At 54.3% G+C, this 13,556-nt stretch carries 13 protein-coding genes; 2 read left to right on the forward strand and 11 right to left on the reverse strand.

Going from position 1 to position 13,556, the window contains the following annotated elements:
- Positions 1 to 5: 5 nt before the first annotated feature.
- From potC to potA, 3 genes are read right to left on the reverse strand one after another with little or no spacing between them, the layout of a single operon-like run.
- A complete protein-coding gene (gene potC / locus AC6I8K_RS07585) occupies positions 6 to 779 on the reverse strand; it encodes a spermidine/putrescine ABC transporter permease PotC (RefSeq protein ID WP_497826470.1) in 774 nt (257 codons plus the stop codon).
- On the reverse strand, positions 776 to 1,636 hold the full coding sequence (gene potB, locus AC6I8K_RS07590) for a spermidine/putrescine ABC transporter permease PotB (protein WP_483817192.1): 861 nt from the start codon (positions 1,634 to 1,636) through the stop codon (positions 776 to 778). The genes potC and potB overlap by 4 nt, the downstream gene beginning before the upstream one ends.
- Positions 1,620 to 2,732, reverse strand: a complete 1,113-nt coding sequence (gene potA, locus AC6I8K_RS07595) for a spermidine/putrescine ABC transporter ATP-binding protein PotA (protein ID WP_483817193.1) — start codon at positions 2,730 to 2,732, stop codon at positions 1,620 to 1,622. The genes potB and potA overlap by 17 nt, the downstream gene beginning before the upstream one ends.
- Before the next feature lie 299 nt (positions 2,733 to 3,031).
- On the opposite strand from potA, the gene pepT reads away from it, so the two are divergent.
- Entirely contained in the window at positions 3,032 to 4,258 is a 1,227-nt protein-coding gene (pepT, locus tag AC6I8K_RS07600) for a peptidase T (RefSeq protein ID WP_064740905.1), read from the forward strand.
- Between the two features lie 69 nt (positions 4,259 to 4,327).
- Here pepT and AC6I8K_RS07605 read toward each other — a convergent pair whose 3' ends face one another.
- From AC6I8K_RS07605 to rluE, 8 genes are all read right to left on the reverse strand, one after another.
- Positions 4,328 to 5,449, reverse strand: a complete 1,122-nt coding sequence (locus AC6I8K_RS07605; RefSeq protein WP_064740906.1) for a ribosomal protein uL16 3-hydroxylase — start codon at positions 5,447 to 5,449, stop codon at positions 4,328 to 4,330.
- A 57-nt stretch (positions 5,450 to 5,506) separates the two neighbouring features.
- A complete protein-coding gene (gene phoQ / locus AC6I8K_RS07610; RefSeq protein ID WP_483817194.1) occupies positions 5,507 to 6,967 on the reverse strand; it encodes a two-component system sensor histidine kinase PhoQ in 1,461 nt (486 codons plus the stop codon).
- 3 nt (positions 6,968 to 6,970) lie between these two features.
- A complete protein-coding gene (gene phoP, locus AC6I8K_RS07615) occupies positions 6,971 to 7,639 on the reverse strand; it encodes a two-component system response regulator PhoP (RefSeq protein ID WP_064740908.1) in 669 nt (222 codons plus the stop codon).
- Positions 7,640 to 7,741: 102 nt separating this feature from the next.
- Positions 7,742 to 9,112, reverse strand: a complete 1,371-nt coding sequence (gene purB / locus AC6I8K_RS07620; protein ID WP_483817195.1) for an adenylosuccinate lyase — start codon at positions 9,110 to 9,112, stop codon at positions 7,742 to 7,744.
- Positions 9,113 to 9,156: 44 nt separating this feature from the next.
- Entirely contained in the window at positions 9,157 to 9,798 is a 642-nt protein-coding gene (gene hflD, locus AC6I8K_RS07625) for a high frequency lysogenization protein HflD (protein ID WP_497826471.1), read from the reverse strand.
- 36 nt (positions 9,799 to 9,834) lie between these two features.
- The gene (mnmA, locus tag AC6I8K_RS07630; protein WP_064740911.1) at positions 9,835 to 10,947 is read right to left on the reverse strand and encodes a tRNA 2-thiouridine(34) synthase MnmA; all 1,113 of its coding nucleotides are present in this window, start codon (positions 10,945 to 10,947) and stop codon (positions 9,835 to 9,837) included.
- A gap of 42 nt (positions 10,948 to 10,989) precedes the next feature.
- Complete coding sequence (locus AC6I8K_RS07635) at positions 10,990 to 11,463, reverse strand: NUDIX domain-containing protein (protein ID WP_497826472.1); 474 nt, start codon at positions 11,461 to 11,463, stop codon at positions 10,990 to 10,992.
- Between the two features lie 30 nt (positions 11,464 to 11,493).
- Positions 11,494 to 12,132, reverse strand: a complete 639-nt coding sequence (gene rluE, locus AC6I8K_RS07640; RefSeq protein ID WP_497826473.1) for a 23S rRNA pseudouridine(2457) synthase RluE — start codon at positions 12,130 to 12,132, stop codon at positions 11,494 to 11,496.
- A gap of 131 nt (positions 12,133 to 12,263) precedes the next feature.
- Here rluE and icd point away from each other — a divergent pair, with 131 nt between their 5' ends.
- Positions 12,264 to 13,514, forward strand: coding sequence for an NADP-dependent isocitrate dehydrogenase (gene icd / locus AC6I8K_RS07645; protein ID WP_064740914.1), 1,251 nt, complete (start codon positions 12,264 to 12,266; stop codon positions 13,512 to 13,514).
- Positions 13,515 to 13,556: the final 42 nt, after the last annotated feature.

The raw sequence follows: 13,556 nt of genomic DNA on the forward strand, positions 1-13,556 counted from the left end.
ATCCTCTAATTGGTTTTATCACGGAGCAGCAGCTGACTGAGCGCCACCAACAGCAGCGACAGCAGCAGCAAAATTGTCGCCAGCGCATTCACTTCGGGTGATACGCCAACTTTAACCATCGAATAAATTTTTAATGGCAAGATTTCAAAGCTCGGCCCGGTGACGAACGACGAAACCACCACATCGTCCATCGACAGCGTAAAGCTTAACAGCCAACCCGCTGCGACGGCCGGTAGCGCCAGCGGCAGCAGAATCTTGCGTAATATGGTGACTTCGCTGGCACCGAGATCTTTGGCGGCTTCCAGCATGCGTACATCAAACCCTTTTAGGCGCGAATAGACGGTAATTACCACAAACGGCAGGCAGAAGGTGATGTGTGAAAACAGCAGCGACCAGAAGCCGAGCGAAATGCCCAGCAGCATAAACAGCACCAGCAGTGAAATTGCCATCACGATATCCGGCGACATCATCACCACAAACAGCATGCCGCTGACGAACGGTTTGCCGCGGAAACGATAGCGATACAGGGCGACAGCGGTCAGCGAGCCGATAAGGGTGGCGCAGCTGGCGGAGAGTACGCCCATCAGCAGCGAATGTTGTGCCGCCTGAATCAAGCTGTCGTTATTCATCAACAGGCGATACCACTGCGTGCTGAAGCCCTGCCAGTTAATGCCGAAGCGCGAACTGTTGAAGGAGTTGACGATTAAAATGATGATCGGGATATAAAACCAGGCATAAATCACGGTCATGAAGCCGCTGCGTAACCAACGCGCCATCATTGCAGCTCCACCTTGCTGTTCAGCATACGCGCCGCACGCCAGTAAGCCAGCAGCATCAGCCCCATCAGCAGCGTCATCACAATACTGGTGGCGGCACCGAACGGCCAATCACGGATATTAAGGAACTGGCTCTTAATGACGTTACCAATCAACAAATTTTTTGCGCCCCCCAGTAAATCCGCCACGAAGAACAAGCCCATCGCCGGGATAAACACCAGCAGACACCCGGCGACAATGCCCGGCATGGTCAGCGGCAAAATGATGCGCCAGAAAGTTTTCACTTTATTCGCGCCAAGATCGCGTGCCGCTTCGAGGCAGGATTTATCCAGCTTTTCCAGGCTGGAGTAGAGGGGCAGCACCATAAACGGCAACAGAATGTAGATCAGCCCCAGAATCACCGCTTCTGAGGTGTACATAATGCGAAACGGTTTGTCGATTACGCCGATCCACAGCAAAAATTCATTTAGCCAGCCGCGCGTGCTGAGGAAAATTTTCAATCCGTAGATGCGGATTAGCGAGTTGGTCCAGAACGGCACAATCAGCAGGAACAGCATCAGCGGACGCAGACGCGCGGGCAGCTTAGTCAAACACCAGGCAAACGGATAACCGAGCAGCAGGCAACAGAGCGTGGCGATAAACGCCATATTCAGCGAATGCAGCAGCACATCGGCGTAAAGCGGATCGAGCAGCCGCGTGTAGTTGTTGAGGGTGAAGGCCATACTGACAAAATGCGCATCGTCACGCGTCAGGAAGCTGGTGGCGAAGATCATCATGTTGGGCAGCAGCACAAACAGCGTCAGCCAGCTGACGATAAGCAGCACAATGACGTTCTGCAGACGGTTACGCATCAACTTCATACGGCAGCACCACCTCCCAGTTTGCTACCCAGCTGACGGCCATCTTCTGGTTCAGCGAGTGGTCAAAATCGGGATCGTCTTCGTTGAAGAATTCGCTCACCGTCAGCAACTTGCCGTTCTCCAGCTCAACGGTAGATTCCAGCGTCATGCCTTTATAGTTGCGCTCGCGCACATAGCCGATCAGATTATCGCTGCGGCTGTCGTGATCGATCTCTTCCACGCGCAGATCTTCCGGACGCAGCAGCACATGTAGCTTATCGCCCACGCTCACCGGAAAATCACACTGCAGTTCACATTCGCGGCCTTCCACGCAGGCGCGGATGGTGGGCGCATGATCGCTGTTTAGCACCTCGGCATCGAACACGTTAATCTCGCCAATAAAGCGCGCTACAAACAGGTTGGCGGGCTCTTCGTAGATTTCGCGCGGTGTGCCGTCCTGTTCGATGCGGCCATCGCGCATCACCACGATACGATCGGACATGGTCAGCGCCTCTTCCTGATCGTGAGTAACAAAGACAAAGGTAATGCCGAGCTTACGCTGCAGCGCTTTTAGCTCGTTTTGCATTTGACGACGCAGCTTGTAATCCAGCGCCGACAGCGACTCATCCAGCAGCAGTACTTTCGGACGGTTGACCACCGCGCGTGCAATGGCCACGCGCTGTTGCTGACCGCCAGAAAGCTGATGCGGACGCCGATCGGCAAAGCTCTCCAGCTGCACCATCGCTAGCGCATCGTTAACGCGCGTGATGATCTCCGCTGATGGCGTTCTCTGCATACGCAGGCCAAAAGCGACATTTTCAAACACCGACATATGCGGAAACAGCGCATAGCTCTGAAACACGGTGTTGATGTGGCGATGCTCGGCCGGCAGATCGGTGATGTCATTATCATCAAGAGTGATGTGACCGCGATCGGCATCTTCCAGTCCGGCAATCAGGCGTAAAATGGTGGTTTTTCCGCAGCCGGAAGGGCCGAGCAGCGTGATGAATTCGCCGTGACGGATGGTCAGGTCGAAGTCGGAGATGATGGTTTTGCCATCAAAAGCTTTACTGATGCCAGAAAGCGTAACCAGCGCGGGAGCGCGTGTTTGCGTCATTTTAGTCACTCAGTCTGATGGTGAATCAGGTTACAGCATAGCCGCGGTTGACGGCTTGCGGTGATGAAGGGCGCGATGATACCGCAAAAATGTGTCAATGCCATGTTTTGCCACGGATTTACCTTGAAAACTCCGAAAAATGCCGGAGTATGCGTAACGGGAAAGTCGGACAGGCAACAGTGAGCGAATTTTCAACGCAATTCCCGTTGAGAGAGCTAACCTGAAGGATAATGATTTGACGCAACATGGCGGCAGTAGGCCACCATGATAATGACGCAGGTTCTTTAGAGGGATGACAGATGGATCAATTACTTGAGCGTTTTCTCAGTTATGTCGCAGTAGAAACTCAGTCAAAACCTCAGGCACGACAGGTGCCAAGCAGTGAAGGGCAGTGGGCGCTGGCGCGTCAATTACAGGAAGAACTCATCGCGCTAGGCTTTGTTGATGTTTCTCTGAGCGATCATTGCTGCGTAATGGGTACTTTACCGGCAAACGTCGATTGGGCTACGCCGGTGATCGGCTTTATTTCGCATATGGACACGTCTCCGGATTTCACCGCCAAAAACGTCAATCCGCAGATTATCGAAAACTACCGTGGTGGCGATATCGCCCTCGGCAACGGCGATGAAATTCTGTCGCCGGTGATGTTCCCGATCCTGCATAAGCTCATTGGTCATACGTTGATCACCACCGATGGCAAAACCCTGCTGGGTGCCGATGACAAAGCCGGTATCGCCGAGATCATGACCGCGATGGCGCGTCTGGCAACCAGTGATACGCCGCACGGGGCGATTCGCGTGGCCTTTACGCCGGATGAAGAGATTGGCCGCGGTGCGTCGCACTTCGATGTCGAAGGTTTCGCTGCCGATTGGGCTTACACCGTCGATGGCAGCGATCTCGGCGAATTTGAGTTCGAGAATTTTAACGCTGCCACCGCGATGGTTAAAATCACCGGCAACAACGTGCATCCTGGCAGCGCCAAAAATGTGATGGTTAATGCGCTGGATTTGGCAATGCGCTTCCACGCTGAACTGCCAGCCAAAGAGAAGCCGCAGTATACCGACGGTTATGAAGGTTTCTTCCATCTGCATACCATCAAAGGGACGGTTGAGCATGCCGAGCTGATGTACCTGATCCGTGATTTTGATGCCGACAGCTATGCCCAGCGTAAACAACTGCTGGAAGAGATTGGCCAGCGCGTGAGCCAAGGGCTGCAAAGCGAGTGTTCGATAAAAGTCGAGATCAGCGATAGCTATCGTAACATGCGTGAGAAGGTTGAACCGCACCCGCACATTATTGAGCTGGCGCTGCAGGCGATGCGCGATTGTGGCATTGAACCGAACGTCAAACCCATTCGCGGTGGCACCGATGGCTCTGCGCTATCGTGGAAAGGATTGCCTTGCCCGAACTTGTTCACCGGTGGCTACAACTATCACGGCAAGCACGAGTTCGCCTCACTCAATGTGATGGCGCAGTCGGTGGAGGTAATTGTGCGTTTGGCTGAGCTGGCGGGGCAGAAGAAGTGACAGTAACCGGTGCGCATAAATGCGCACCTTACAACGCAGGGCCGCCATTCATGGCGGCCGAAAAGTAGCTTACTCGCCGAAGAACCAATACCCGCTATTTACCAACGCTGCCAGCTGCGCCAGCAGTGAAGGATCGTCCAGCGCATCCCCGAAATCTTCCAGCGTCAGCACGTGATTATGCGCCAATGCTGCCAGCACATGCGGATGGCTGCAGGTGACGGATTCACCGTTGACAAACACCACATCGCCGATGGTCAACACGCGCAGGCCGCCGAGTCGCGTTAGCGCATCACCTTGCTGTAACGCATCATAGATTTCATCCGGCTGATAAGGCGGCTCCGGCGGGGCGACGTCCAGTTCGTGACGCGACTGGGAAATGAATTCGCCAAACCACTGATTAAACTGCTCCGGCTGGTTAATCACATCCATCATCACTTGACGGATACCTTCCAGTTCCGACGGCAGGATTTGCGATGGGCAATCACGCGATGGCACATCCGGATCGCTGTAGCGATAGCTGCCCAATTCGTTAGCCAGCATGTGATCGGCAAAACCGCTGATCAACTCGCGACCATTTGGCGCGCGGAAACCGACCGAATAGTTGATGGCGTTTTCCAGCGAATAGCCTTCATGCGGGAATCCAGGCGGAATATAAAGAATATCGCCGGGCTCCATCTCTTCATCAATAATGGCGTCGAAAGGCTCCACTTGCAGCAGATCCGGGTGCGGGCAGTGCTGCTTCAACGGCACTTTTTCACCCACGCGCCAGCGACGACGGCCAGTGCCCTGAATGATAAACACATCGTATTGATCAAAATGCGGGCCCACGCCGCCGCCGGGAACGGCAAAGGAGATCATCAGATCGTCAACGCGCCAGTCGGGCAGGAAACGGAACGGGCGCATTAGCGCAGCAGAAGGTTCATGCCAGTGGTTTACCGCCTGCACCAGCAGCGACCAGTTACTTTCGCCGAGATGATCGTAGCTCTCAAACGGACCGTGGCTGACCTGCCATTTGCCCTCGTTATGGCTAACAAGGCGACTATCCACCTCATTTTCCATTGCCAGACCGGCTAGCTCGTCTGGAGAAATAGGGTCGACGAAGTTTTTAAAACCCCGTTTAAGCACCACCGGGCGTTTCTGCCAGTAGCGCTGAATAAAGTCGGGCCAGTTGATGTCGAGCTGATAGTCCATATAAGGCGTCCGTTTGCTGCAAAGAATGATGGCAAGTATAACAGCCCGCGTCCCATTCTACTCGCGGTGATGCTCGACTTCCTGTCGCTGAAAAATGACTTCCATGCGCGCGCCACCGAGCGGGCTGGTCGTGGCGATCACCTGACCGGCATACTGTTCGAGGATGTCGCGCACCACGGCTAAACCTAATCCCTGGCCTGGGCGCAACGTGTCAGCGCGCTGACCGCGCACGAAGATCAGGTCGCGTTTGTTTTCCGGAATACCAGGCCCGTCGTCATCGATAAACAGATGCAGCGTTTTGTCGGTTTGGCGCGCGGTGACTTCAATGAATTCGAGGCAGTATTTGCAGGCGTTATCCAGTACGTTACCCAGCACTTCCATAAAATCATTTTTGTCGCCGATAAAGGTGAGCTCTGGCGAGATATCCAGCGTAATCGCCACGCCTTTGCGCTGGTAGACCTTGTTCAAGGCAGAACACAGGCTATCAAGTAACGCCGAGACCGAATGCAAATCACGCTGAAGCGGATTGTGATCGGCCTGCATGCTGGCCCGATGCAGGTAATAGCCAATTTGCTGCGAGATGCGGCTGATCTGCTCCAGCATCACCGGTTCGGCCTCTTCAATGGTTAACTCTTTGCCATTGCGTACGGAACGCAGCGTACTTTGGAGCACTGCCAGCGGCGTTTTCAGGCTGTGGGTGACATCTGAAAGGGTAGTGCGATAGCGCGTATAGCGCTGGCGTTCGTTAGTCAGCAGCAGGTTAAGATTGCGCACCAGGCTACGGAGCTCTTGCGGCGGATTATCATTGAGATTCTCGCGCTGCCCGGTTTCCAGCTCGCGCACCTGCGAAGTAAGATCGCCAATCGGACGCAAACTCCAGTGCGCCGCCAGCCACAGCAGCGGAATCACCAGCAACAGATTGGCCGCCAACACATAGCTAAACCACGACCACACCACATCAGAGTGCTGTAGCTCTTGTGGAATCGAATCGACCACCACGATGGTCAGCGCGGGTAAGTTGGTCGTGGCATCGTAACGGTTAACCGCCACCGAGTGGGTAAAGGTATCGTTGCTGTCGCTATCCAGAGCATGCAGCCGCTCTTTCGCTTGCGTGTTATTTCCCATCGCCGCCATGCTGGTACGCGTGCTGGTGTCGATTTCGTAAAAATCAGGTTTGAGCAGCCATTCGCGATGAATCTTGGTTCGGATGTCCGGCACGTCACGCTGTTGCCACAGCAGCTTACCGTGCTCATCGTAAATAAATACCAAGGTGGGGAAATTGAGCGTCATGCGCTCCGGCTGGCCGATGGTGAGTTGATTGTCGTGCCACTGTGCTAGCGTGAAGAACAGATTGCTCTCGCCGCGCATCACGCGATAAGTATTTTTATCGAAGCTGACTACGTAGCCAACCACGGCCACCATGCCGTAGGAGAGCGACAGAAACAGCACGATCGCCGCTGTCGCCAGCAAAAAACGGGCGCGGAGTGAAAAAGGGCGTAAACGTTGTAACCACGTCATAAATCACAGATCAAAGCGATAGCCCTGGCCGCGCACGGTGTTAATCACTTCGCTCGGATAGAGTGAAAGAATTTTTTTGCGCAGACGACCCATCAGCACGTCGATGGTGTGACTTTCGCGCAATTCAGCATCGGGATAGAGTTGCAGCATCAGCGAATCTTTGCTCACGACTTTACCGGCGTTACGAATCAATGTTTCGACGATGGTGTACTCAAAAGCGGTGAGTTTCACCGGTTCGTCTTGCACCGTCAGTTCGCGGCGTGACAGATCGACCTGGAACGGCGGCATGGAGATAATCTGCGAAGCGTGTCCGCTATTACGACGCATCAGCGCCTGTAAACGGGCGGCAACTTCCTCGATATGGAACGGTTTGGTTACGTAGTCGTCGGCCCCGGCTTCCAGCGCTTCAACTTTGGCTTGCCAACCTTCGCGCGCGGTCAATACCAGAATCGGTTGGCGAACGGCATCGGTGCGCCAGCGACGGATCAGCGACATGCCATCTTCATCGGGCAAACCGAGATCCACCAATGCGATATCGGGGATATGCTCTTGCAGGAAATAATCCGCTTCTTTGGCATCTTCTGCGGCATCGACCTGATGGCCCATTTCACGCAACTGCACGGCGAGATGATGTCGCAGCAGCGCGTTATCTTCCACAACCAGAACACGCATAGTATTTCCTTAGCTTCCAACGTAGTGATGTTGGAAAGAGTATATGCGAAGGCAGCTAAACCAGAGAACAACCAGGCGCGCGAAACGCGCCTGGTTAACGCATTACTTCAAATCATCAACCATCTGAATTGCACGGCCGAGGTAGTTGGCTGGCGTCATCTGCTTCAGACGCACTTTTTCCTCTTCCGGCAGGTCGAGACTGTCAATAAAGGTCTGCATACCTGCGGCATCAACACGTTTTCCGCGCGTCAGCTCTTTCAGCTTCTCGTACGGTTTTTCAATGCCGTAACGACGCATCACGGTTTGGATCGGCTCAGCCAGCACTTCCCAGTTATGATCCAGCTCATCCAGCAGACGATCGCGGTTCACTTCCAGTTTAGAGATGCCTTTCAGCGTGGCTTGATAGGCGATCAGCGCATAGCCGATGCCTACGCCCAGGTTACGCAGCACGGTAGAATCGGTCAGGTCGCGCTGCCAGCGTGAAACCGGCAGTTTGCTGGCCAGATGCTGCATCATCGCGTTGGCCAGGCCAAGGTTGCCTTCGGAGTTTTCGAAGTCAATCGGATTCACTTTGTGCGGCATGGTGGAAGAACCGATTTCACCGGCGATGGTTTTTTGTTTGAAGTGATTCAGCGCGACGTAACCCCAGATATCACGATCAAAGTCGATCAGAATGGTGTTGAAGCGCGCGATGCAGTCAAACAGTTCAGCGATATAATCGTGCGGCTCAATCTGCGTGGTGTACGGATTCCAGGTGATGCCCAGCGAGGTCACAAACTGCTCGCTCAGCTGATGCCAATCCACTTCCGGATAAGCAGAGATGTGGGCGTTGTAGTTGCCGACCGCACCGTTGATTTTACCCAGTACGTCAATCTTGCTCAGCTGACGCAGTTGGCGCTCCAGGCGGTACGCCACGTTCGCCATCTCTTTACCCATGGTCGACGGCGTCGCGGGCTGGCCGTGGGTGCGCGACAGCAGCGGAATGTCACGGTATTCGTGCGCCAGACCTTTAACGGCATCGATAAGCTGGTTCCAGAACGGCACGATCACATCGCGACGTGCGGTTTCCAGCATCAGCGCATGAGACAGATTATTGATATCTTCTGAGGTGCAGGCGAAGTGGATGAATTCAGACACCGCATGCAAGGCGGGCACATTGGCCACTTTCTCTTTGAGGAAATACTCCACGGCTTTAACGTCGTGGTTAGTGGTGCGCTCGATGGTTTTAATGCGTGCCGCGTCTTCTTCGCTGAAATTGGCGACAATGGCATCAAGGAAAGCGTTTGCGTCGGCATCAAATGCAGGAACTTCCTTGATCTCTACAGTCGTAGCCAGTTTTTGTAACCAGCGAACCTCAACCTCAACGCGAAATTTCAGCAAACCGAACTCGCTGAAAATGGCGCGCAGTGGGCTGACTTTATCGCCGTAACGACCATCGACAGGTGAAACGGCGGTCAGAGAGGATAATTCCATCAGTGCAACTCCTGAATCGTTTAACAATGATGCCAGGGCAGCGCTTAATACGCCGGGCCCAGGCGGGATAAAATGGTTTTGGCTTCGCCCAGCAGACGCTGGCGCGAGAACATCAGCTGCAGACGGCCACCGCCAACCTGCTGCCATAACACCGCAGAGCGAATACCGGCCAGCAGGGCGGCACGCACTTTACTCTGCACTTGTGAATTCTGTAATACCTGCGGCGAACCCGTTACCTGAATGCGCGGGCCCAGCGGGCTAATCACATCCACATAAATGCCGGCCATCGCGCTGGTGATGGTGTCCGATTCCAGCTCGTAATGCGCTAACTGGCGGTCGAGTTGGCTAATGCGCTGTGCCAGCATATCCATCGCGGTTTTATTGCCGTGTAGCTTACGCTCCAGCACCATCATGCTCAGCGTATAACGGGTCAGTTCCGCGCTAGCACCTTTACGGTTGCTGCTGTTCAGCACGGCCATCAACGTTTCTAAGCCTAACTGCAGATTGGCCTCATCGTTGCCAAACACCGCCAGCGTCGAGCCGGGGTTGAGATCGATCAGGCTGCGCAGCGACACATTCAGTGCCGCGTTATTGCAATGTCCTTGCTGCGCGAGCTGTTGCACCACATGGGCGGCCTGGCATACGCCCGCCAGCGCCAGCGTAATCTCATAATAGTTCTTAGCCACGCTTAACTCCTGTCATCGCGTCGGGCAGCGCCGACCTTAGGCTTCTGCCAGAGGCAGGCGTTGTTCGATAATGCCGCCGCCAAGGCACACGTCACCGAGATAGAACACGGCGGATTGGCCTGGCGTGACGGCCGCAACCGGCTCGTCAAAACGGACTTCAATACGGTCGTCGCCATGTGGAATGATTTCACATGGAATGTCGGTCTGGCGATAGCGCGTTTTCACCGTACAGCGCAGTGGGGCGGTGATCGGCTGGCGATCGACCCAGTGCAGCTGTTGGGCAATCAAACCCACGGACATCAGGCGCGGATGCTCGCCACCTTGCGCGACGATCAAGCGATTACGCGCCACATCTTTGTCGACCACATACCAGGGATCGTCATTGCTCTCTTTACGACCGCCAATGCCCAGGCCTTTACGCTGGCCGAGCGTGTGATACATCAAACCCTGATGCTCACCGACGATGTCGCCGTCAACGGTCTCAATCTCGCCCGGCTGCGCAGGCAAATAGCGGCCGAGGAAGTCGCGGAACTTGCGCTCGCCGATGAAGCAGATACCGGTAGAGTCTTTCTTCTTCGCGGTGATCAGATCGAGCTGTTCAGCGATGCGGCGCACTTCTGGTTTTTCCAGTTCGCCCACCGGGAACAAGCTTTGCGCAATCTGCTGGTGGCTCAAGGTATAGAGGAAATAGCTCTGATCTTTGTTGCCGTCGAGGCCGCGCAGCAGACGGCTTTGCCCGTCAACATCCTGACGGCGCACATAGTGGCCGGTGGCGATGAAGTCTGCGCCGAGATCGTCCGCCGCGAATTCGAGGAAGGCTTTGAACTTGATCTCTTTATTGCACAGGATGTCGGGGTTCGGCGTGCGGCCGGCTTTGTACTCTTCCAGGAAGTGTTCGAACACGTTATCCCAGTACTCAGCGGCGAAGTTGATTTTGTGCAGTTTGATGCCGAGTTTGTCACACACGGCTTGTGCGTCGGCCAGATCATCGGCGGCGGTGCAATACTCCTCGCCATCGTCTTCCTCCCAGTTCTTCATGAACAGGCCTTCTACCTGATAGCCCTGCTGTTGCAGTAACCAGGCGGAAACGGAAGAATCGACGCCGCCGGACATTCCGACGATCACTTTTTTCTGGCTGTTGTCAGACATGACGCACTCTTAAATTACAATAAAAACAGGCGGCGCATTCTATCATGCAGAAGCGGGGCGCGCACCCTCATGAAACGGCCACTGGAACGGCGCGACCAGTTGCAGAGGATATCGCTCGCCTTGTTGCCACAGCCGCACGCTTTCTGCCACTAACGGCGAACGCAGGCGATTGGCCGTTAGAATCTGCTCTGGCGGCAGCCACCAGCAGCAATCGATGTCACGATCGTGCGGCGAAGTCTCGACTTTTTCGGCCAAATCGAGGCCAAACAGGAAACGCACAAAAGGTGTATCGTCCGGCGCAATCCACTGCTGTACGCCAAGGAAATATTCGGGTTGGGCGTCGATGCCGGTCTCTTCAAACAGTTCACGCTGTGCAGCTTCGAGAATGGTTTCATCGGCTTCAAGATGCCCGGCGGGCTGATTCCAGGTGATGCGGCCATGCACGCGCTCTTCGACCACCAGCAAATGTCCCTGTGCTTGCACCATACAGGCGACGGTTACATGAGGTTTAAACATCCTTCCTCCGAAATTGTTAACTAAAAGTTATTAAATGGCTGCACTGATGTCGCGCCATTCACCCGGCGGCAAATCGCCTAACTGATGTTCGCCCATCGCAAAGCGAATCAGGCGCAGCGTCGGAAAACCGATATGTGCCGTCATGCGGCGAACCTGCCGGTTACGCCCCTCAAACAGGGTGATTTTCAACCAGCAAGTGGGGATCGCTTTGCGCTCGCGAATCGGCGGCTGGCGCGGCCACAGCCACTCAGGCTCGGCCACTAACTCCACGCCCGCCGGCAAAGTTGGGCCATCTTTCAGCGTCACGCCACTGCGTAATGGGGATAAATCTGATTCCTGCGGTGACCCTTCCACCTGCACAAAATAGACTTTCCCGGTGCGCTTGCCGGGCTGCGTCAGCGCGGCCTGCAGTGCGCCATCGTTGGTTAAAATCATCAAACCTTCGCTATCACGATCGAGGCGGCCTGCGGCATAAACATCGCTTACCGGCACAAAATCCTTCAGCGTGCAGCGTCCAGCTTCATCACTAAATTGCGGTAAAACATCGAATGGTTTGTTAAAGAGTATGACGCGTCTTGGGCCTTGTGGACGGGCATCGCGGCGCATGGGCTTACGTACCGGGGCGTTCGCACGCTTATCCTGGTGAATTCGTTGAGAAGTTTTTCGCATGGGCTTTGCAGTCAGAAACATTCGGCGCATTATAGCGCGAAACTACGGTGATTGGCGTAGCGGAAATAATCAAGTAGTATTGACCCGCATCTTACAAATCATTAACAAAAAATCGCTCGAAGGAGAGGTTGATGGAAAGCAAAGTAGTTGTTCCGGCGGAAGGTCAAAAAATCACCCTGGATCAGGGAAAACTGAATGTTCCGAATAACCCGATTATTCCTTACATTGAAGGTGACGGTATCGGCGTTGATGTTTCCCCGGTAATGTTGAAAGTGGTTGATGCCGCTGTGAAGAAAGCCTACAACGGCGAGCGAAAAATTTCCTGGATGGAAATTTACACCGGCGAAAAATCAGTAGAACTCTACGGCCAGGATGTCTGGCTGCCGCAGGAAACCCTCGATTTAATCAAAGAATACCGCGTTGCTATTAAAGGCCCGCTGACCACCCCAGTCGGTGGCGGTATTCGTTCTCTTAACGTTGCGTTGCGTCAGGAGCTGGATCTGTACGTATGTCTGCGTCCAGTTCGCTACTACAAAGGCACACCAAGCCCGGTTAAGCGTCCAGAAGAGACCGACATGGTGATCTTCCGAGAAAACTCAGAAGATATCTATGCCGGTATCGAGTGGAAAGCGGGCACGCCAGAAGCGGATAAAGTGATCAAGTTCCTGCGCGAAGAGATGGGCGTGAAGAAAATTCGCTTCCCTGAGCAGTGTGGTATCGGCGTTAAGCCATGCTCGGAAGAGGGGACTAAACGTCTGGTGCGCGCAGCGGTTGAATACACCATCACCAACGATCGTGATTCTCTGACCCTGGTTCACAAAGGCAACATCATGAAGTTCACCGAAGGTTCTTTCAAAGACTGGGGCTACCAGTTAGTGAAAGAAGAGTTCGGCGGCGAGCTGATCGATGGCGGCCCGTGGATGAAGTTCAAGAACCCGAACACCGGTAAAGAGATCATCGTTAAAGACGTGATCGCCGATGCCTTCCTGCAGCAAATCCTGCTGCGTCCAGCTGAATACGACGTAATCGCCTGTATGAACCTGAACGGTGACTACATCTCTGATGCCCTGGCGGCTCAGGTTGGCGGTATCGGTATCGCCCCTGGCGCGAACATCGGTGACGAATGTGCACTGTTCGAAGCGACCCACGGTACGGCACCTAAGTATGCAGGTCAGGATAAAGTGAACCCAGGTTCAGTGATTCTGTCAGCAGAAATGATGCTGCGTCATCTGGAGTGGTTCGAAGCGGCTGACTTAATCGTGAAAGGTGTTGAAGGCGCTATCGCTAACAAAACCGTGACTTACGATTTCGAACGTCTGATGGAAGGCGCTAAGCTGCTGAAATGTTCAGAGTTTGGTGACGCAATCATCAGCAACATGTAATTTGCCCTTCAGGCAGAAAGCATAACGGGAGCCAATGGCTCC

The organism is Pantoea sp. X-Soil-ISGK-421, from assembly GCF_059730785.1.